Source organism: Bradyrhizobium sp. i1.15.2, assembly GCF_040548425.1.
Taxonomy (GTDB): Bacteria; Pseudomonadota; Alphaproteobacteria; order Rhizobiales; family Xanthobacteraceae; genus Bradyrhizobium; species Bradyrhizobium canariense.
On record NZ_JBEPRQ010000015.1, the window covers coordinates 132,165 to 152,870 of the forward strand.

Annotated in this window: 17 protein-coding genes; 8 read left to right on the forward strand and 9 right to left on the reverse strand. The window is 65.1% G+C overall.

Annotated features, from left to right (window positions below; translation table 11 throughout):
* Positions 1 to 290 precede the first annotated feature (290 nt).
* The 3 genes from ABIB80_RS24980 to ABIB80_RS24990 form a co-directional block, all read right to left on the reverse strand.
* Positions 291 to 3,449 carry a multidrug efflux RND transporter permease subunit gene (locus ABIB80_RS24980; RefSeq protein ID WP_007599927.1) on the reverse strand — a complete coding sequence of 1,053 codons (3,159 nt, stop codon included), beginning with the start codon at positions 3,447 to 3,449 and terminating at the stop codon, positions 291 to 293.
* A gap of 161 nt (positions 3,450 to 3,610) precedes the next feature.
* Entirely contained in the window at positions 3,611 to 4,804 is a 1,194-nt protein-coding gene (locus ABIB80_RS24985) for an efflux RND transporter periplasmic adaptor subunit (RefSeq protein WP_088941393.1), read from the reverse strand.
* A 229-nt stretch (positions 4,805 to 5,033) separates the two neighbouring features.
* Entirely contained in the window at positions 5,034 to 6,053 is a 1,020-nt protein-coding gene (locus tag ABIB80_RS24990) for an SAM-dependent methyltransferase (protein ID WP_007599916.1), read from the reverse strand.
* 234 nt (positions 6,054 to 6,287) lie between these two features.
* Here ABIB80_RS24990 and ABIB80_RS24995 point away from each other — a divergent pair, with 234 nt between their 5' ends.
* From ABIB80_RS24995 to ABIB80_RS25010, 4 genes are all read left to right on the forward strand, one after another.
* Entirely contained in the window at positions 6,288 to 7,307 is a 1,020-nt protein-coding gene (locus ABIB80_RS24995; protein ID WP_354128651.1) for a flagellar motor protein MotA, read from the forward strand.
* A 4-nt stretch (positions 7,308 to 7,311) separates the two neighbouring features.
* Complete coding sequence (locus ABIB80_RS25000; RefSeq protein ID WP_007599914.1) at positions 7,312 to 8,340, forward strand: peptidoglycan -binding protein; 1,029 nt, start codon at positions 7,312 to 7,314, stop codon at positions 8,338 to 8,340.
* Entirely contained in the window at positions 8,340 to 8,786 is a 447-nt protein-coding gene (locus tag ABIB80_RS25005) for a GNAT family N-acetyltransferase (RefSeq protein ID WP_007599913.1), read from the forward strand. The genes ABIB80_RS25000 and ABIB80_RS25005 overlap by 1 nt, the downstream gene beginning before the upstream one ends.
* A gap of 96 nt (positions 8,787 to 8,882) precedes the next feature.
* The gene (locus ABIB80_RS25010) at positions 8,883 to 9,104 is read left to right on the forward strand and encodes a hypothetical protein (protein ID WP_007599912.1); all 222 of its coding nucleotides are present in this window, start codon (positions 8,883 to 8,885) and stop codon (positions 9,102 to 9,104) included.
* 331 nt (positions 9,105 to 9,435) lie between these two features.
* On the opposite strand, the gene ABIB80_RS25015 is transcribed toward ABIB80_RS25010, so the two are convergent.
* From ABIB80_RS25015 to ABIB80_RS25025, 3 genes are all read right to left on the reverse strand, one after another.
* On the reverse strand, positions 9,436 to 9,609 hold the full coding sequence (locus ABIB80_RS25015; protein ID WP_007599901.1) for a hypothetical protein: 174 nt from the start codon (positions 9,607 to 9,609) through the stop codon (positions 9,436 to 9,438).
* Positions 9,610 to 9,771: 162 nt separating this feature from the next.
* Complete coding sequence (locus tag ABIB80_RS25020; protein WP_157158624.1) at positions 9,772 to 10,137, reverse strand: GNAT family N-acetyltransferase; 366 nt, start codon at positions 10,135 to 10,137, stop codon at positions 9,772 to 9,774.
* Between the two features lie 512 nt (positions 10,138 to 10,649).
* Positions 10,650 to 12,476 (reverse strand): ABC transporter ATP-binding protein/permease, encoded by a 1,827-nt coding sequence (locus tag ABIB80_RS25025; protein ID WP_354128652.1) that lies wholly within the window; start codon positions 12,474 to 12,476, stop codon positions 10,650 to 10,652.
* Positions 12,477 to 12,688: 212 nt separating this feature from the next.
* Here ABIB80_RS25025 and rpmE point away from each other — a divergent pair, with 212 nt between their 5' ends.
* Positions 12,689 to 12,916: a 50S ribosomal protein L31 gene (gene rpmE / locus ABIB80_RS25030; RefSeq protein WP_007599895.1), complete on the forward strand. Its 228-nt coding sequence runs from the start codon at positions 12,689 to 12,691 to the stop codon at positions 12,914 to 12,916.
* Positions 12,917 to 13,117: 201 nt separating this feature from the next.
* Here the strand turns inward: rpmE and rcdA are convergent, their stop codons facing one another.
* On the reverse strand, positions 13,118 to 13,627 hold the full coding sequence (rcdA, locus tag ABIB80_RS25035; protein ID WP_007599893.1) for a protease adaptor protein RcdA: 510 nt from the start codon (positions 13,625 to 13,627) through the stop codon (positions 13,118 to 13,120).
* Between the two features lie 576 nt (positions 13,628 to 14,203).
* Positions 14,204 to 14,395 carry a DUF1192 domain-containing protein gene (locus ABIB80_RS25040; RefSeq protein ID WP_007599892.1) on the reverse strand — a complete coding sequence of 64 codons (192 nt, stop codon included), beginning with the start codon at positions 14,393 to 14,395 and terminating at the stop codon, positions 14,204 to 14,206.
* A 111-nt stretch (positions 14,396 to 14,506) separates the two neighbouring features.
* Between ABIB80_RS25040 and ABIB80_RS25045 the strand changes: the two genes are divergently transcribed.
* The gene (locus ABIB80_RS25045) at positions 14,507 to 15,505 is read left to right on the forward strand and encodes an NAD(P)H-quinone oxidoreductase (protein ID WP_354128653.1); all 999 of its coding nucleotides are present in this window, start codon (positions 14,507 to 14,509) and stop codon (positions 15,503 to 15,505) included.
* Positions 15,506 to 15,659: 154 nt separating this feature from the next.
* Positions 15,660 to 18,536: an EAL domain-containing protein gene (locus ABIB80_RS25050; protein WP_026232774.1), complete on the forward strand. Its 2,877-nt coding sequence runs from the start codon at positions 15,660 to 15,662 to the stop codon at positions 18,534 to 18,536.
* 109 nt (positions 18,537 to 18,645) lie between these two features.
* Here ABIB80_RS25050 and ABIB80_RS25055 read toward each other — a convergent pair whose 3' ends face one another.
* Positions 18,646 to 18,918 (reverse strand): DUF7662 domain-containing protein, encoded by a 273-nt coding sequence (locus tag ABIB80_RS25055; RefSeq protein WP_007599886.1) that lies wholly within the window; start codon positions 18,916 to 18,918, stop codon positions 18,646 to 18,648.
* Between the two features lie 144 nt (positions 18,919 to 19,062).
* Between ABIB80_RS25055 and ABIB80_RS25060 the strand changes: the two genes are divergently transcribed.
* Positions 19,063 to 20,559 (forward strand): sensor domain-containing diguanylate cyclase, encoded by a 1,497-nt coding sequence (locus tag ABIB80_RS25060; RefSeq protein WP_007599885.1) that lies wholly within the window; start codon positions 19,063 to 19,065, stop codon positions 20,557 to 20,559.
* Positions 20,560 to 20,706: the final 147 nt, after the last annotated feature.

A 20,706-nucleotide genomic window follows, 5' to 3' on the forward strand; every position in this document is an offset into this window, starting at 1 on the left:
ATCAAGCCGAGGGATCCGGCGTTCAGTCAGGGCAATCGCATATGGTGCACGAGGACCACGCGGCTTGCTCCGCCTCTCCCGCTTGCGGGAGAGGCCGACGCGCCCCGGGCGATGCGAAGCATCGTCCCGCGCGCGGCGGGTGAGGGCTCTCACCACACGGGGGCATCCTCCGCAATTCTCGACAATCCCGACGCGGAGACACCCCCACCCCAACCCTCCCCCGCAAGCGGGAGAGGGAGCCCACTGCCGATGCCGCCGCACGTGCGCGCCATATGCGATTTCCCGGCCGTTCAGTGGCCGGCCCTTGCCGGCGCGGGCGGCCCATACATCTCGGCCTCCTTCGCCACCTTCTCCCGATCCCCGCCCAGCACGCGTTGCACCGAGACGAAGAACACCGGGACCATCAGCAGCGCCAGGATCACCACCGCGATCATGCCGCCCATCACGATGCTGCCGAGTGCCTGCTGGCTGGCGCCGCCGGCGCCATGGGCGATGGCCATCGGCAGCACGCCGCAGATGAAGGCGAGGCCGGTCATCAGGATCGGGCGGAAGCGCAGGCGGCAGGCCTCGATGGTGGCGTCCACCAGCGGCTTGCCTTCTTTCCGCAGATCCTTGGCGAACTCGATGATGAGAATCGCGTCCTTGGCCGCAAGGCCAATGATGGTGATCAGACCGACGGTGAAATAGACGTCGTTGGGCAGGCCGCGCAGCATCGCCGCGACCACCGCGCCGACGATGCCGAGCGGCACGGTGAGCAGCACCGCGAGCGGAATGGTCCAGCTCTCGTAAAGGGCGGCCAGGCACAGGAACACCACGAACACCGAGAGCCCGAGCAGGAACGGCGCCTGCGAACCCGACAGTTTCTCCTGGAGCGACTGCCCGGTCCATTCATAGCCGAAGCCGCGCGGCAGCTTGCCTGCGAGCCGTTCCATCTCGGCGATGGCATCGCCCGAGGTGAAGCCGGGTTTCGCCTCGCCCGAGATGCGCACCGCCGGATAATAATTGAAGCCGGCGATCTGCGTCGGTCCGCGCGCCCATTCCACGGTGGCAAAGGACGAGAATGGCACCAGCTGGCCGCGGCTGTTCTTGACGTTGTAGTTGAGGATGTCCTCGGTGCGCATGCGGTCGCGGGCATCGGCCTGCACCACGACGCGCTGCATGCGGCCGCGGTTCGGGAAGTCGTTGATGTAGTTCGAGCCGAGATTGGTCGAGATCGTGTTGTTGATGTCCTCGAAGGTGACGCCGAAGGCGCCGGCCTTTTCTCGGTCGATCACGAGATTGACCACGCCCGCCTCGGGCAGGCCTTCGACATAGACCTTCTGAAGCACAGCGCTTGCATTGGCCTCCGCGATCAACTGATCGGCGGCGCGCATCAAGGCCGGATAGCCCTTCTGGCCGCGGTCCTGGAGCCGGAACGAGAAGCCCGAGGAATTGCCGAGATTGTCGATCGGCGGCGGCTGCAGCGCGGAGATTTTTGCGTCGCGGATCGACGACGACAGATCGCGGTTGATGTCGGCAACGATCGCCGCTGCCGAATCCTTCGGCCCGCGCTCCGACCAGTCCTTCAAGGTGATGAAGGCCTGCGCGGTGTTCATGCCCTGGCCGGAGAAGCTGAAGCCGGTAAGAAAGGTGACGTTATCGACGCCCGGCCGTTGCGCCAAATATTTTTCCACTTTCTCGATCACCGCCTCGGTCCGGCCATAGGACGAATCCGACGGCGTCTGCACGTCGGTGGTGACGAAGCCCTGGTCGTCGACGGGGAGGAAGCCGCCGGGCAGATTGACGAAGGCCCAGGACAGGCCGGCGAGCAGCGCGACATAGACCAGCATCAAGCGGCCGGTGCGCTTCAGCGAGAAACCGACGGTGCGGGAATAGCCCTCCTTGCCGCCCTCGAGCATCCGGTTGAACCAGCCGAACACGCCCTTCTTGGCGTGACCGTGGCCGGCAGCGACGGGCTTGAGCAGCGTCGCACACAGCGCCGGCGTCAGCGACAGTGCCAGGAAGGCGGAGAAGCCGATCGCGGCGACCATGGTCACGGAGAACTGGCGGTAGATGATGCCGACTGAGCCCGGGAAGAACGCCATCGGCACGAACACGGCCATCAATACCAGCGTGATGCCGATGATGGCGCCGGTGATCTGCGACATCGCTTTGCGCGTCGCTTCCTTCGGCGGTAGCCCCTCCTCGGCCATGATGCGCTCGACGTTCTCGACCACGACGATGGCATCGTCGACCAGGATGCCGACCGCGAGCACCATGCCGAACATCGAGAGCATGTTGATGGAGTAGCCGGCGAGCAGCAGCGTGGTACAGGCGCCCAGCAGCGCTACCGGCACCACGATGGTCGGAATGATGGTGTAGCGGATGTTCTGCAGAAACAGGAACATCACCACAAACACCAGCACGATGGCTTCGACCAGCGTCGACAGCACCTTCTTGATCGAGGCCTCGACCACGGGCGTGATGTTGTAGGGAATCTCGTAGCCGATATTGGCCGGGAAGAAGCGCGACAGCTCCTTCATCTTCTCTTCGACGGCGCTCGCGGTCGCCAGCGCATTACCGGTCGGCGACATCAGCACGGAGAGGCCGGCGGTCGGCTTGCCGTCGAGACGGGTGTTGAACTGGTAGCTCAGGCCGCCGACCTCGATGCGCGCGACATCGCGCAGCCGCACGGTCGAGCCGTCGGCATTGGCGCGCAGGATGATGGTGCCGAATTCATCCGGGGACGAGAGCTGGCCCTTGACCAGCACCAGCGCGGAGGTGCGCTGGGTCGAGGTCGACGGTTCGGCGCCGATGCTGCCGGAAGCGACCTGCGCGTTCTGCGCGGCAATGGCCTTGTTGACGTCGTCGGCGGTCAGGCCATAGCCGACCAGCTTGGCCGGATCGACCCAGACGCGCAGGCTGCGTTCGGTCGAATACAGCGTGGCGCGGCCGACGCCGGGGATGCGGCGGATCTCGCCGAGCACGTTACGGATCATGAAGTCGCCCAGCCCGACCTCGTCCAGGCTGCCGTCGGTCGAGTTCAGCGTGATGATCTGGAGCACCGCGCTGGAGGCTTCCTCGATCAGAATGCCCTGCTGGATCACCGCGCGCGGCAGCCGCGCCTCGACGCGCTTGATGCGGTTCTGCACCTCGACCGAGGCGGCGCTGGTATCGGTGCCCGGCACGAAATTGGCGATGATCTCAACCTGGCCGAGCGAGTCGCTGGTGGATTCGAAATTGAGGATGCCGGAGGCGCCGTTGAGCTCCTCCTCGATCAGCCGCGTGACGCTGTTGTAGAGGTTTTCGGGCGAGGCGCCGGGATAGCTGGTCGAGATCGAAATCGAGGGCGGCGCAATGATCGGATACTGCGCGATCGGCAACAGCGGAATCGAAATTGCGCCGACCAGACAGATGAACAGCGCGACCACCCAGGCGAAGATCGGCCTGTCAATGAAGAAGCTCGCCATTACCGCTTTTAACCTCGTTGTTTCACTAGTCCCTCATGGTGAGGAGCGCGAAGCGCGTCTCGAACCATGAAGGCCCGGCTCTCGCCCGTGGCCATCCTTCGAGACGCCCGCTTTGCGGGCTCCTCAGGATGAGGGATCAAGACAGTCGCGACGCCCGAACGTTACCGCATCAGCTTCTGGGCGTGCCGGTTATCGGCAGTCGCATCCGCTTCCGACCAGGATTGCGGCTTGACCTTGTCGCCGGCGGCGAACTTCTGGAAGCCTTCGACCACGACCTTGTCGCCGGCCTTCAAGCCGTCGGTGACGAACCAGATTCCGTCCTGCACCGAACCGGTGCGCACCGGCTGCACTGCGATGCGATTGTCGTCCTTGACGACGAACACCTCGCTGCCGCCGCCGCCATTGCGCTGGATCGCCTGCTGCGGCACCGCGATCGCGTCGCTATCGAGACCCTGGTCGATGCGGACGCGGACATACATGCCCGGCAGCAATTCGCGTTTGGGATTGCGGAACTCACCGCGCAAGGTCACCTGACCGGTATTGGCGTCGACCTTGGCATCCGAAAACAGCAACTTGCCGTCGAGCGAGTAGAGCGTGTTGTCGTCGAGCACGAGATGCACCTTGGCGGCGTCAGGCGCGATGCGCTCGAGGTCACCGCTCTCGAAGGCGCGGCGGAGCTGGTTGAGCTCGTTCACCGACTGGGTGAAATCCGCATAGATCGGATCGAGCTGCTGGATCGTGGCCAGATTGGTCTCGTTCTGGACCGCGAGCGCGCCCTCGCTGACCAGGGCAGCACCGACGACGCCGTCGATCGGCGCGCGTACGGTGGCATAGTCGAGATTGAGCTTGGCGCGCGCGAGATCGGCCTTGCGGCCCTCGACCTCGGCATGAGCCTGGCGCTCGGCCGCGATCGCCTTCTCGTTCTCGGCTTCGGGCGCGGCGCGCTGGCTGGTGAGCGTGGCAATGCGGCGCGCCTGCTGCTGCGACTGCATCAACGCGGCCTCGGCCTTGGCGACCGCGGCATCGTTGGCCATCACCTCGACCTCGAACGGACGCGGATCGATACGGTACAGCGGATCACCGGCCTTCACCTCGCTGCCCTGTCGGAACAGACGCTCGACCACGATGCCGGACACGCGCGGCCGCACGTCGGAGACGCGCGTCGGCGCAATGCGGCCCGGCAGCTCGCGCACAACGGCGCGCGGCTGCGGCTTGACGATGACGATGCTGACGTCGGGATCGTTGGGCTGGGCGGCTGAAATGGCGGAGCTGGATTCGTCGCAGCCTGCCAATAGCGGCGTAAAGGCCGCGAGCATCATTGCAACGCATGCCGATCGCGCGCGAAGTCCTGACATGAAGTTAAGTGCCCCGATATTGTTGAAACTGATCACGCTGCGCGGGGCCTGTTCTCGGCGATTCCGCGCTGGCGATGCCGCCAAAATAGAGGGGACGTGCTGCGACGCAACGCACCTTGCGGGCGGCCCAATGTCACACGGTCTATGGTGCTGACTTCAGTGCGCTTTTCGCGCCTCACCCGATTGTGAGTCCGGTTCCACCGCCGCATGCTGCGACGGAACATCGCAATTACGCCGCCGCCCTCATCCGGTAGTGGCTGACGCCCCATTCGTTGCCATCGGCATAGCCGAACAGGCCCGAGGTCGCGAGAAAGAACCAGCGCCAGCGTCGCATCCGCAGGCCGGTCTCCTCGCCATGGACGTTGCGCAAGGCCGCCTCGATGGCATCGCGATGCGTGTCGAAATTGGCGAGCCAGTCGTTGGCGGTGCGCTGATAATGCGTGCCGCTCCAGCACCATTCCTTCTCCACGGTGAAGATATCGTCGAATTGCCTGACGAGGTGATGGCTCGGCATCAGCCCGCCCGTGGAGACGCGCTGCGCGATCCAGTCGTCGCGATCGGCCCGGTCGAACAGGTGAGAGCCGGAGCGATGGGCGACGATGTGCATGAAGAACCGCCCCTCCGGCGCGAGCCACGCGCGCAGGCGCGTCATCAGCTTGCGCCAGTTCATCACATGCTCGAACATCTCGACCGAGACGATGCGGTCGAATTGCCCATCGGGCGCGAACACGTTGATGTCCGCGCAGATCACGCGCAGGTTGAGGAGACCGCGCAGCCGCGCCTCTTCCTCGATATGGGCGCGCTGCGCCTGTGAGCTCGACACCGCGGTGACCTTGGCGTGCGGAAACTGCCGCGCCATCCACAGCGACAGCGAGCCCCAGCCGCAGCCGAGCTCGAGGATGGTCTGGCCGTCGGCGAGAGCGGCATGCTCGGCGGTCTGGCGCAGCGCCTCCTCCTCGGCCTCCCGCAAGGTGGTCGCGCCGGTCTTGTAGAAGCAGCAGGAGTATTTGCGGTTGGGACCGAGCACCTTCGCAAAGAACGAAGCTGGCACCCCCTCGTGCCCGGCATCCGCGTCCTCGGCGATCGGCCGCAGCATCATCCGCCCGGCGAAGGCGGCATCATCCGCCCCGCCCAGCGCGGACAGCCGCGTCACCGTGCGCGAGCACAGGCGCTGGATCGCCGCGCGGATCACGACATCAGGCAAAGGCACCCGTTCGGCAGTCCCGATGATCGCGGACACGACGCTCATGCGACGACTCCGTCTTTGGGCGGCAGATCTTGGACGGCAAGTCTTGGGCGCCAAGGGGAAAAGTGCGAACTGAACCTGTGGAATGCCGACGATTTGGAAAGTATGTCCTTACCAAAGCCCGGTTTCAGCGTTGGGTTCCCCAGCTCTCCCCGAAATCGGCGCATCCGGCGCTTTTTTTGGGCGGGCGCTGTGCCATAGTGCGCCCCGCAAGCAAGTTAACGGATGATACCGGCCATGCCGCCAGGCGCCTCGCCCCGCTCCTCCCTCGACATCGAATATACCAAGCTATCCTCGCCCAGCGTCTTCCTGGTGCGGATGCTGGTCTTCCTGGTGCTCTGCACCCTGGTGGGGGTGGTGCTCTACAAGCAGATCATCCAGGCCTTCTTCGCCAATCCCGGGCTCAATGCGCTGATCGGCGGCGTGCTGTTCATCGGCATCATCCTGGCCTTCCGCCAGGTGATCCGGCTGTATCCCGAAGTGTCCTGGGTCAACAATTTCCGCATCGCCGACCCCGGCCTTGCGCCCGCCCGCCACCCCAAGCTGCTGGCGCCGATGGCAATGATCCTCGGCGGCGAGCGCACCGGGCGGATGTCGATCACCCAGACCACCATGCGGCACCTGCTCGATTCGATCGCGACCCGCCTCGACGAAGCCCGCGACATCTCCCGCTACATGACCGGGCTTCTGGTCTTCCTGGGACTGCTCGGCACCTTCTGGGGCCTGATCGAGACGGTCGGCTCGGTCGGCAAGGTGATCGACGGGCTCAAGGTCGGGGGCGATTCCGGCGCCCTGTTCGACACGCTGAAGGAGGGGCTGGCCGCCCCGCTCGGCGGCATGGGCATCTCGTTCTCGAGCTCGCTGTTCGGTCTCGCCGGCTCGCTGATCCTGGGCTTCCTCGACCTGCAATCGAGCCAGGCGCAGAACCGTTTCTACACCGATCTCGAAGACTGGCTTGCCACCACCGTCCGCGAATATGGCAGCGGCGAAGTGGTGGTCGCCGCCGGTGGCGGCGGCATTGCCAGCGGCGAGCTTCAGGCCGTCGTCGAGCGCTTGCGCACGGTGCTCGAGGAAGGCAGCGGCAGCCGCGGCACCACCGCGGCGATGGCAAGCCTCGCCGAAGCCATCCAGGCGCTGGTCTCGCATATGCGGACCGAGCAGCAGATGATCCGCGAATGGGCCGACGGCCAGGGCGAGCAGAACCGCGAGATCCGGCGCCTGCTGGAGCGCATCGCGCGTCAGCCCGAGAAGGGTTAGCGACATGGCACTGGCGCGCGGCCGTCGCGGCGATACCTCCTTCAACTATTGGCCCGGCTTCGTCGACGCGCTGTCGACGCTGGTGCTGTCGATCGTGTTCCTGCTGTCGGTGTTCCTGGTGGTGCAGTTCTTCCTCTCGCAGGAGGTCACGGGCAAGGACAAGGCGCTGGAGCTGCTCAACGCCAAGATCGCGCAGCTCAACGAGCTGCTGTCGCTGGAGAAGCTCGGCAAGCTCACGCTGGACGACCAGGTCTCGTCGCTGAAAGCCGGCCTCGCCTCGGCCGAGAGCGAGCGCGACCGCATCAAGGGCCTCTATGAGGGGCTGGCCGCCGCGGGCAATGACGCGCAAGGCAAATCCTCCGAGCTCGGCAAGGCGCTGGACTCCGAGAAAGCGGTTTCGGCCCGCGCGCTGGCGCAGATCGAGGTGCTGAACCAGCAGATCAGCGCGCTGCGGCGGCAATTGGCGGCGCTGGAAGAAGCGCTCGACGTCTCCGAGAAGCGCGACAAGGAATCGCAAAACCGAATTGCCGATCTGGGCTCTCGCCTGAATGTCGCCCTGGCGCAGCGCGTGCAGGAATTGTCGCGCTACCGCTCGGAATTCTTCGGCCGCCTGCGCGCCATCCTCGGCAACCGCCCCGACATCCGCATCGTCGGCGACCGCTTCGTATTCCAGTCCGAAGTGTTCTTCGACACCGGACAGGCGGTGCTGCTGCCCGAAGGCCGCGCCGAGCTCGACACTTTGGCGACCGCGCTGATCGACCTCGACAAGAAGATCCCGAACGAGATCCCCTGGGTGCTGCGCGTCGACGGCCACACCGACGTGCGCCCGGTCAACGGGCCGAACTTCAAGTCGAACTGGGACCTCTCGGCCGCCCGCTCGATCTCGGTGGTGCAGTACCTGATCTCGCTCGGCGTGCCCGCCCAGCGCCTCGTCGCCGCCGGCTTCGGCGAATTCCAGCCGCTCGACACCGCCAACACCGAGGAAGCCTACAAGCGCAACCGCCGCATCGAGCTGAAGCTGACGGAGCGGTAGTGAGCGCCCTCCACCTTCGTCTCTACCGACCCGAGGACGAGGCCGCCTCGATCGACCTCTGGCATCGCACCTGGCAGCAGGCCTATCCGCAGATCGACTTCGCCACGCGCCTGGACTGGTGGCGCGAACGCTGGCGTAGGGACCTGGTGCCGAAAGCCTCCATCGTGGTCGCGGAGCAGGACGGCGCGCTGACCGGCTTCGTCACCATCGACGGCGACGGCTATCTCGACCAGCTCGTGGTCGATCCCGCGCATTGGGGCTCGGACGCGGCGCGGCTGCTGGTCGACGAGGCCAAGCGCCTGTCGCCGACAGGCGTGACGCTGCTCGTCAACAAGGACAACAGCCGCGCCATCCGCTTCTACGAGCGCAACGGCTTTGCCCATGCCGGCGACGAGGTGAACCCGACCTCGGGCCGGCCGGTGCTGAAGATGGAGTGGCAACCTTAGATTCTGGGGCGCGTGACGCCCGTCACGCCGGGATCCCGGGACGTCGGCTAGTCGTTGTGTCCGGAAGTTGCGCCGGCAAGCGGATGGAGATGACCGATGAAACTGAGCGATCTGGCCAAGGGATCTTCGGTCCTGCTCGGCGTCATCGTCGCCGGATATGTCTCGACGAGCTATGTCGACCAACGCCTCGCCACGCCGGTCAAGACGACGAGTGCTCCGACGCATGGCCTTGAGCCATCGGCCTGCGTTGATGAGGACGGGAGCTGGAAGAATTGGCCGTGGCCGAATGTGCCGGCGCTGTCGCCGAAGTGTCGATGAGCGGCGCTGTCGCGTAACTCGCCGCGAGGCGCTCTCGGCTCAAGCGGAGCTCAAGATCGAAATGCCAGCTTTCAGCCTGGCGGAGCGCGCGGTGGCTGTCTTCGCGGAGCCGGATCGACTCATCGATCGCTCGCTGCGCCCGCTCCAAAAGCTCGAGGGTCTCTTTGCTGTACGGCTGGGCCATGAGGCGCACTCCCGTTGAGGCGGGAGCACAAATCATCTCTCAGGCACCGACGCCTACGGACGAGCCTTTGGCCGGCGATACCTGATTAGGCGCCACATCTGGGGGAACTGCAAGGTTCATGCACGCGGCTCAGGGCGCGGGCTGCGCCTATCCGAAGTTGCGGAAGCCTACGATGAGCAAGCCGAAACTCATGAAAACGATGACGCCGCTACCTGCGACAACAAGCAGGGCCGCTTTCCATCCCGCAAGGCCGCGCTTCTGCTGTCGAATGGCGAACAGGATGAGGAGGATGAACAGGATTGGGCAGATGAGAACAATCATGCACGTTTCCAAATCACGACGGCACTTCAGTTAAGGAGCCGTGTGAGGCTGGTGTCCGCTAAGGGCGGTGAGCGCGGTTTGTCGGTCGAGCGGCCAAGTCCCGTCTACCCTGAGCGCGAACGTCGTGACCAACCGTTCGGGGCCACCGAAGGCCGAGCGATTTCACATCGATCCCAGCTCCTTGATCAGCTTGGGAAGCATTCTGCCAGGTATCGAGCCGGACGGAGCAAAGCCGGAGTCCTTCGCCCCCATGCGTCGATAGAATGGCGCGGCATCTGGGTCGGCCTCGATCGCCATGCGGTGAGCACCCATCGCTGTTGCTTCGCTGGCAGCCCAATGAAACAACTTCATTCCCAAGCCACCGCGAAGCATCGTCGGCTCGACGAACAACTTCAACAAATCAGCCCAGCTTCCAGTGACCCTGACTTGGGCGACGCCGACGATCTTGCCGTTCTCTTCTGCCACTGCAATTGAACTGGATTGGAGTTCGCATGCTTCGATGGTGAGTTCGCTCCGACAGGCCTCCATGAAGTCGTTGCCGTAGCCCCATACAGCTTTCGATCTAAGGCACAAGGCCGAGAGCGTAGGTAGCTCCTCAACTGTTGGCGGTCTGAGAACACAAGTCACGAGGCTTGGCTCCATGCATTGATTTCGGATACCACATCGCCGCCTCCGATGTCTCATACTGGCCTAGCAGCGGGCCTCGATGAGGCGGGCACTCCGTCCCCTTCGCGTCCGACAAGGGCAAGCCAGCGGAAACGAAGCCGCCTGGTTCGCTGGTCCGAGCGCAGTCGCAGCACCGGCACCGGCAAAGCACACAGCCCGACCAATCTTGCGATGCGGAAGATCCGCTCGTGCTGTTCGAGGAAGCCGATGTGGCGCGAAGCGGCTTCCAAAACCTCCGCTGTCATTCCCCGCGAAGGCGGGGAATCCAGTACGCCGCGGCTTATCGGTTGATCACTTCCGTCTCGGAGTACTGGATCACCCGCTTTCGCGGGCGATGACACTGTGAGTGGCGCAGCAGTCCGAACTACTCGGCCTCACGCCCCCTCGAACTGCAACCTCGCCAGCCTGGCATAGAGCCCGTTCGCGGCCACGAGCTCCGCATGCGTGCCCTGCTCGACGATTCTGCCCTGGTCCATCACCAGGATGCGGTCGCACGACAAGACGGTGGCGAGGCGGTGCGCGATCACGAGCGTGGTGCGGTGGCGCATCAGCTCTTCCAGTGCGGTCTGCACCAGCGTCTCGCTTTCGGCATCGAGCGCGGAAGTGGCTTCATCCAGCAGCAACAGCGGCGCATCGCGCAGGATGGCACGCGCGATCGCGATGCGCTGGCGCTGGCCGCCTGATAGCGTCACGCCGCGCTCACCAAGCGGCGTGTCGAAACCTTCGGGCAGGCGGCGGATGAATTCGGCGGCGTGCGCGAGCTCGGCGGCACGCTCGACCTCGGCGTCGGTGGCATCGGGCCGGCCGAAGCGGATGTTGTCGCGGGCGCTGGCCGCGAACACGTTGGATTCCTGCGGCACCAGCGCGATGCGGGAGCGGAATTCACGCGGATCGGCGGATTTGACCGGCACGCCGTCGAGCGAGATCGCGCCGCTGCGCGGATCATAGAAGCGCAACAGCAGATGGAAGATCGTGCTCTTGCCCGCGCCGGACGGACCGACGATCGCGACCTTCTCGCCGGGGCGCACGGTAAACGACACCGCATCGAGCACATTGACGTCGCGCCGCGCCGGATAGGCGAAGCTGACATGGTCGAAGCCGACTTCGCCGCGCGCCGGCACCGGCAGCGCGCGCGGCGACGCCGGCGCGCTGATGTCGGGCTGCACATGCAGGATCTCAAACAGGCGCTCGGCAGCGCCCGATGCCGCCGAGATCTCGCCCCAGACCTCGCTGAGCTGGCCGAGGCCGGCCGCGGCGAAGGCCGCATAGAGCACGAACTGGCCGAGCCGGCCCGGCGTGATGGTGCCTGTGAGCACGTCGTGCGAGCCGATCCAGAGGATCGCGACCACGCTTGCGAACACGATGAAGATGATGATGGCGGTGAGCACGGCGCGCGCCTGCGTGGAGGTGCGCGCGGCTTCATAGGCCTGCTCGACCTCGCCGCCGAAGCGCCTCTCGGCGAGGCTCTCGCTGGTATAGGCCTGCACGGTGCGGATCGCACCGACCAGCTCGCTCGCGTAGGCCGAGGCCTCGGCCAGCGTGTCCTGCGCATTGCGCGACAGACGGCGCACCCAGCGCCCGAAGGCGACCAGCGGCAGCACGATCAGGGGAATGGCCAGCAGCACGAAGCCTGATAGCCGCGGGCTGGTGATCACCATCATCGCCGCAGCGCCGAAGAACATCATCAGATTGCGCAGCGCGATCGAAACCGAGGCGCCGACGGAGGATTTGATCTGGGTGGTGTCGGCGGTGAGGCGCGACACCAGCTCGCCGCTGCGCGCGGAATCGAAGAAGGCCGGCGACAGCGAGAGCAGATGGGCGAAGACGTCGCGCCTGAGATCGGCGACGATGCGCTCGCCGATCGTCATCACGAGGTAGTAGCGCGCGGCGCTCGCCAGCGCGAGCACGGCGACGACGGCGATCATCACCGAGAAGTAGCTGTTGATCAGCTCGATGCCCTCAGGCGTCAGGCCGAAATCGATCATCCTGCGCACCGCGACCGGCACCAGCAGGGTGGTCAACGCCGCGATCGTCAGCGCGACAAAGGCCAGCGCCGCCCGACCGCGATAGCGCGCCACATAGGGTGCGAGCGCCAGCAGCGGCCGCAGCTTGGCGCGGCTCTTCGCCGGCGCCTCGATCAGGTCGGCCTCGATCGACGGGGCTTCTGCGGGCCCGGTTTCAAGCCGTTCTACTGCGCTCATGAGATCCGACCAAAAGACAAAGAGAGGTAGTCTGCTCCAGATAGGCCGCGCGAGCGGGAGTGGCAAATCCGGGATGTCCCTTAGGGGGCCGCCCGGTCCCCTACTAAGGCCCTGCAACGGCTTGTTTTACAGGGCCTCGTGGGGTATAGACCGCGCCAAATCCGTCATTCGATAGCCACTCAAGTGAGGCGCCGGGGCGCCGAGGAATTGCCATGAAAGCCGAAATTCACCCGAACTATCATACGATTAAGGTCGTGATGACCGACGGAACCGAGTATCTGACCCGCTCCACCTGGGGCAAGGAAGGCGACACGCTGAACCTCGACATCGACCCCAAGTCGCACCCGGCCTGGACCGGCGGCAACGCCCAGCTGATGGATCGCGGCGGCCGCGTCTCGCGCTTCCAGAAGAAGTTTTCGGGCTTTCTCAAAAAGGATTGATCCGGCCCCTCGAGGCTGGAGACGAAAACGCCCCCGGAGAGCCGGGGGCGTTTTTTTTGTTTTGAGGCGATGTGCTCTCGACCAAGGCGAGAAATCATAGGATGGGCAATGCGTAGCGTGCCCACCAATCTTGATTGCGATTCTGCGAGAAAATGGTGGGCACGGCGCTGCGCGCCTTTGCCCACCCTACGGCACCTGCGCTTACCGCTCGAACGCTGCCTTCAGCGCGTTGAGATGCGGCACCAGCGGGTTGCCGATCGAGGAATGATCGACCGGCGGCGTGTGGATGGTGGTGTCCAGGCGGCGCACGCGGGTCTGGAGGCTCATCGAGCGATGGATCAAATCCTGGAGCTGCGACGGCAGCTTCTCGATGCTGTCGGTCGAGCCGGGATCGGCGGCGGAGAGCTTGACCTTGGTTTTTTCGCGGTTGGCCTGGCCCAGCGTCATCTCGCCTTCCTTCACCGCGCGGTGCAGCAGCAGCCACGAGGCGAGCTGCATCAGGCGGGTGGTCAGGCGCATGCTCTCGGTCGCATAGGTGAGGCTGACGGCGCGATCGAGCGCCTTGGCCTCGGTGCGGCCGGCGCCATCGAGATAGGCGGCGGTCTCTTCGACCAGGTCCATGCCCTCGCGGAACAGGACGCCGAACGCCGCAGAATTGGTGAACCGCTCGCTGAGTTGAACGAGAGCACCTTCGGCTTGCAAACGTTCCATGGTTAACGCCCCTTACGCAACTGTCTGACTGCCCGGCTTTGGCGCCGGCTTATGATGAACAAATCATTGCGCGGGCGCGACGCCGAGTCCAGTGACAAGCGCGGATATGGTTTCCGCGGGTCTTTGCTCGGAATTCAACCGCGGCGAGACGCAAAAAGGCGGAGCTGGGCGCAAAAAAGAGCCGCCGGAAAACCGGCGGCTTTGAAAGTTGATAACAGGGAGGCGTCAAACAGAGTGGACAGGAGCCACTCGGTGTCCAAACAAGGACAGTTCCCAGTCATAAACTCGAAAGCTTAATGTGGAGTAAACGAGCGATTATTTTGAGGGTTCGTTAGCCATGTCGGTCAGTGGCCGAGTGGGCGGTGGAACGAATTCTTCACGCGCATCCGCAGCGAAGGCCGAAACCAGACCCTCATGGTGAGGAGCGCGCTCTTCGCGCGCGTCTCCGGACGATGCTTCGCATCGCCGGGACCATGCAGGCCCTGCTCTCGCCCGCGGCCATCCTTCGAGACGCGCGTGCCGCGCTCCTCAGGATGAGGACCGTGTGTGAGGCCAGCCCCGCTCCAGCGTCGGACCCTACGACTTGAAAACGCTGTTGGCCGCATCGCGCGAGGCGCGCTTCTTTGTTGTGGCTTCTTCCAATCTTGCGATCTCGGCCTTGAGCAGCGCGATGCGCTCGGTCAGTTCCTCCACTGACAAGAGTGAGAGATCCTGGCCGATGTCATGGCTGATCTTTTTGCGCGGACGGTCGTCGTCTTCCATCGCCATCCTTGTTCCTCCTGCGTTCGCATCACAAGCGGCTGAGGCGGTTGCCAGCCTGCACCGCGCTGGCTAAGCAATGGCCTCGTTCCATCCCGCACCTTTGCTCAAGGACACATCATGGACAAGCTGCCCGCGCAAATGACCGTGGTCGCCATCTCCAAACCCGGCGGACCGGAAGTGCTGGTGCCGGAACAACGGGCGCTGCCGCAGCCCGGTCCCGACGAGATCCTGGTCAAGGTGCAGGCCGCCGGCGTCAATCGGCCCGACGTCGCGCAGCGCTCCGGCGCCTATCCGCCGCCGCCCGGCGCCAGCGACCTGCCCGGCCTCGAAATCGCGGGCGAAGTGGTGGCCGTCGGCAGCAACGCCAAGCGGCACAAGATCGGCGACAAGGTGATGTCGCTGGTCGCCGGTGGCGGTTATGCGCAGTACTGCATCGCCGAGGACGGTCAGGCGATGAGCGTGCCGCCGTCGCTCTCGATCAAGGAAGCCGGTGCGCTGCCGGAAACGCTGATGACGGTCTGGCACAATGTGTTCGAGCGCGGCGGGCTGAAGGCCGGCGAGACGCTGCTGATCCATGGCGGCTCTTCCGGGATCGGCACCATGGCGATCCAGCTCGCAAAAGCGTTCGGCGCCAAGGTGATCGTCACCGTGGGATCGCAGGACAAGATCGATGCCTGCCTCAAGCTCGGCGCGGATCGGGCCATCAACTACAAGGACGAAGACTTCGTCGCCGTGGTCAAGGCGGAGACGAACAATGCCGGCGCCAATCTGATCCTCGATATGGTCGCCGGCGACTATGTCGATCGCAACTATGACGCCGCCGCGGTCGACGGCCGCATCGTGCAGATCGCGACCCTCAACGGGCCCAAGGTCACCGTCAACATCGCCAAGGTGATGGTGAAGCGCCTGACCCACACCGGCTCGACGCTGCGTCCCCGTAGTAATGCGGACAAGGCGGCGATGGTGGCCGCGATCGAGGCGAAAGTGATGCCGCTGTTGCGCGAAGGCCGGGTCAAGCCGCTGATGGACAGCACTTTCCCGCTGGAAAAGGCATCCGACGCGCACCGGCGGATGGAAACCTCTGCACATATTGGCAAAATTGTGTTGGAGGTCTAGGCCAGCGGCCCACAGGGCTAGCCGGAAACCCTTTGATTTTCCTCGCTTTCGTGGCATCTATCGCGACGCACCGAACCACTTTGTTCCGTTCGGAAAACGCCGTGCACCGAAGAGCCTGCACCGAAGAGTTTGCGTCGAACGCGGAGAACTGACCTTGCGTCTGATCAGGTGCCTCGCGCCCATAGCGCTGGGCCTCATGATTCTCGTCTGCGCGTTCCCGGCGCGCGCGCTCGACGCTGTCAGCGTCCGCGGTGACGCGCCCGCAATCGACCTCACCGGCGTGCTCGAGCATCAGCGCAGCGACGCCGACCGCATCCAGGTTTCCACCGCGCCCGGCACCGACGGCATCGTCCGCCGCATCGAGGTGCGCGCCCGCGAAGGCGGCCAGAACTGGGTGGTGTTCGCGCTCGCCAACAACACCGACGACCAGCTCGACCGCCTGATCGTCGCCCCGCATTACCGCATCGTCTCCTCGGGGCTGCTGTGGCCCGACCTCGGGCTGTCCCGCATCGCGACCATCACGCCCTCGACCGGCGACCGGCCGGAGCGGCAGGAGAGCCCGACCGCCGACGTCTTCCGCGTCACCCTCGATCCCGGCGCCGTCGTCACCTTCGTCGCGGAGCTGCGCACCGACAAGCTGCCGCAGCTCTATCTGTGGGAGCCGGAATCCTACAAGGACAAGGTCAACTCGTTCACGCTGTACCAGGGCATCGTGATCGGCATCTCCGGCTTGCTGGCGCTGGTGCTGACCATCCTGTTCGTGGTCAAGGGCAGCATCATGTTCCCGGCCGCCGCGGCGCTGGCCTGGGCGGTGCTGGTCTATATCGGCGTCGATTTCGGCTTCTGGGGCAAGGTGCTCGACATGTCGAACAACGCCGAGCGCATCTGGCGCGCGGCGGGTGAGGCGATACTGGCGGCGACGCTGCTGGTGTTCCTGTTCGCCTATCTCAATCTCAGTCGATGGCACGTGCGCTATTCCCACATCACGGTGGGCTGGCTCGCGTTCCTGGGCTCGCTGGTTGCGCTGGCCCTGTTCGACCCCGCGGTGGCCTCCGGCATCGCGCGCATCTCGCTGGTGCTGATCGCCTTCGCCGGCTTCGCGTTGATCGTCTATCTCTCCACCCACGGCTTCGACCGCGCGGTGCTGCTGATCCCGACCTGGTTCCTGCTGGTGGTCTGGGTGGTCGCGGCCGGCATGACGGTCGCAGGCTCCGTCACCAACGACATCGTCGGCCCTGCCCTGCTCGGCGGCCTCGTGCTGATCGTGATGCTGATCGGCTTCACGGTGATGCAGCATGCCTTCGCCGGCGGCGGCGCCACCACCGGCGTCGTCTCCGACATCGAGCGCCGCGCGCTGGCTCTGGCCGGCTCCGGCGATCTGATCTGGGACTGGGACGTTTCCGCCGACAAGGTCTTCACAAGCCCCGAGACCGAGGCCCTGCTCGGCCTCAAGCGCGGCACGCTGGAAGGCCCGGCCGCCTCCTGGCTGGAAGTGCTGCACCCGCTCGACCAGGATCGTTTCCGCGCCGCGCTCGACAGCGTGCTCGACCAGCGCCGCGGCCGCCTGGTGCAGGATTTCCGCCTGCGCACGCCGGACGGTCACTTCATGTGGTTCGCGCTGAAGGCGCGCCCGGTGGTCGGCTCCGACGGCGAGGTCTCGCGCGTGGTCGGCACCCTCACCGACGTCACCGAGCTGCGCAACGCCGAGGAGCGCCTGCTGCACGATTCCGTGCATGACAATCTCACCGGCCTGCCCAACCGCAAGCTGTTCATGGACCGGCTCGGCGCCGTCGCGCATTTCGCCAAGACCATGCCGACGCTGCGGCCGACGCTGATGGTGATCGACCTCGACCGCTTCAAGCAGGTCAACGATTCCGTCGGCATCGCGGTCGGCGATTCCATCCTGCTGACGCTGGCCCGCCGCCTCACCCGCATCCTGAAGCCGCAGGATACGCTGGCGCGGCTCGCCGGCGACCAGTTCGGCCTGATCCTGCTCTCGGAGCAGGACCCCGCCCGCATCACCGCTTTCGCCGAGACCATCCGCAAGACCATCCGCGCGCCGATCGCCTTCAACGAACGCGAGATCTTTCTCACGGCCTCGATCGGCCTTGCCTTGTCCGATCCGCAAGTTCAGCTCACGGACGAGATCATCAAGGACGCCGAGCTTGCGATGTATCACTCCAAGCGCATCGGTGGCGACCGCATCGACGTTTACAAGTCCGCGATGCGCGCGCGAAAAACCGACCGGCTGACGCTGGAAAGCGAATTGCGCCGCGCCATCGAGCGGCAGGAGCTCACGATCCTGTACCAGCCGATCGTGCGGCTCGAAGACCGCTCCGTCGCCGGCTTCGAGGCGCTGGTGCGCTGGGATCATCCCAAGCTCGGACGCATGGCGCCGTCGGAATTCATCACCATCGCGGAAGAGACCGGCCTGATCATCGACCTCGGCATGTTCGTGCTCGACCAGACCGCCAAGCAGCTCTCGATCTGGCAGCGCGCGATGCGCTCGCGCGAGCCGATCTTCGCATCCGTCAACGTCTCCTCGCGGCAATTGCTGCGCCACGATCTGATCCACGACATCCGCACCGTGCTGTCGCGCTCCTCGGTCGCGCGCGGCACGCTGAAGCTGGAATTGACGGAATCGCTGGTGATGGAGAATCCGGAGCACGCGGCGCAGATGCTGACGCGGATCCGCGAGCTCGGCACCGGGCTGTCGCTCGACGATTTCGGCACCGGCCATTCGTCGCTGGCCTATCTGCAGCGCTTCCCGTTCGACACCATCAAGATCGACCAGTCCTTCGTGCGCACCACCAACCGCGGCACCCGCCCGGTGATCCTGAAGTCCATCATCGCGCTCGCGCACGACCTCGGCATGGACGTGGTCGCCGAAGGTGCCGAGACCGATTCCGACGCGGTCGAGCTCTACCAGATGGGCTGCGAATACGCGCAGGGGTTTGCCTTCGGCGAACCCATGGACGCCGACGCCGCGATGCGCCTGCTCACGGAAGTGCGCCTGGAAGCGGCGAGCTGATCTCAACGCGAGTCCGGTCCCGTAGGGTGGGCAAAGGCGCACTTGCGCCGTGCCCACCATCAATCCAACATTGCAACAGAGGTGGTGGGCACGCTTCGCTTTCGCCACCCTACGATACTGGCCGCCGCCGGTCGCTCTTCAGCTTCGTGAACCGCACGCTCGCACCGTCCGGCATTCGCATCGCCTTGAAACCCGCGGCGAGGCAGGCTTCGCGCTGGGGCATCTGGATGTCCGGGCTGCGCAGGCTGTCCCACCATGAGGCACGATTCGCCGCGCGCGGCAGGGCCGCGCCGATGATCTCTTCGATCTGTTCATAGGTCAGCACGAATTCCGCCTGCTTCTGCCGCATCAGATAATCGCGCAACGCGTCGTAGTCGTTCACCGCTGTCCTCTTCGCTGGTCGAAGCCCCGCTTTGCCCAAAAACGTCAGCCGCGGAAACCAATTTTTAACTCATTCCGGCAGCGCCGTCCCGGCTTAAACACTGCTCAAGCTTTCGGGCGCATTCACTAATGTCGGGAGCAAATGATGTTGTCTCGATGGCGCGACGTCACGGCCCGGCGGCCATGGCGGCTTTCGGCGAAACTGCTGATCATCTCGTCCGTGGTGACGGTGATCGGCTTTTCCGCCATTTGCGTCAACGTCATGCTGGACATGCGCCGCGGCGAGGAGGCGCTCGCCCGCCAGACGTTGGAAAACCTGGCGACGACCATCGAGTCCGACGTCAGCCGCAACATCGAGATCTACGACCTGGCCCTCAAGGCGGTCGCCAGCAACATGCTGCTGCCGGAGATAGCCACGGTCTCGAAGCCGATCCGTCACCTCATCCTGTTCGACCATGCGACCACGGCGAGGCATTTCGGCGCGATCCAGGTGTTCGACGCCGACGGCCGGCTAACCATCGACGCCTCCACGCTCGATCCCGTTGCCGAGAACCGCAGCGACGAGGATTACTTCAAGGCTCATCGCGACAATCCGGACGCAGGCCTCTTCATCAGCCGTCCCATGCTGTTCCGCGGCGCCTATTCGATCGTGCTGAGCCGGCGTATCAGCGACACCGACGGGGGCTTCCTCGGCGTCGTCGCCGGATCGATCCGCTTCAGCTATTTCCACGAATTGTTCGAGCGGCTGAGCCTCGATGCCGACGACACCATCACCGTGCTCAGGCGCGACCGTACCGTCATGATGCGGCGGCCGTTTGATCTCGACGTGATCGGCACGAATCTGGCCAACCGGCCGGTCTGGAAGGCCGAAAATCTGAAGGTCGGCGGCGCATTCGCCGGACAGGGGCCGATCGACGGCACGCCGCGGCTCTATGTCCGCAGTAGTGGGAGCAGCCCGCTATTCGTGGTGGCAGGCAAGCCACTGAACGCCGTGTTCGAGCTCTGGCAGAAGGAAGCCTACCGCATCGGCGCCGTGGTGCTGGCGCTCAGCGTGTTCATGCTGGCATCGACGCTGGTGCTCGCGCGCGAGATCGGCCGGCGCGCCGAGGCCGAGCGCAAGCTCGAGGAGATGGCGACGACCGACGCGCTCACCGGCCTGAAGAACCGCCGCAAGTTCGACCAGGTGATCGACGTCGAATGGCGCCGCGCGATGCGGCAGCAGACGCCGATCGCGCTCTTGATGATCGATGCCGATCACTTCAAGGCCTACAACGACACGTTCGGCCACCAGGCCGGCGACCAGGTGCTGGTCGGCATCGCCATCTGCATTTCCGATTCGGTGAGCCGCGCCAGCGACTGCGCCGCGCGCTATGGCGGCGAGGAATTCGCCGTGCTGCTGCCGGGCACTTCGGTCACCGACGCCCTCACGGTGGCCGAGAAGATCCGCGCGAAGGTGCAGGGCTGGTCCGACGACCACACGAGCTCGACGGTGTCCTGCGGCATCGCGAGCCTCGTTCCCACCACCGGCATGGACTGGCCGCTCCTGGTCGCCGCCGCCGACAAGGCGCTCTACGCCGCAAAAGCCGGCGGCCGCAACCAGTCGGTGGTCGCGAGCCTGCCGAAGCTGTCGCTGGTGGCTTAAGTCTCGGCGTTGGAGGTGTCGCTCGCCACAACTTCAGTGTCGTCCCGGGCGAGGGGGCCAAATCGCCCAAGGCCGGGCCGACGGGGGGCGGTTATGGCCCCCATAAATCTTAATTTAAGCCAATAGGCCCGGACGCCCCGCCCGCCC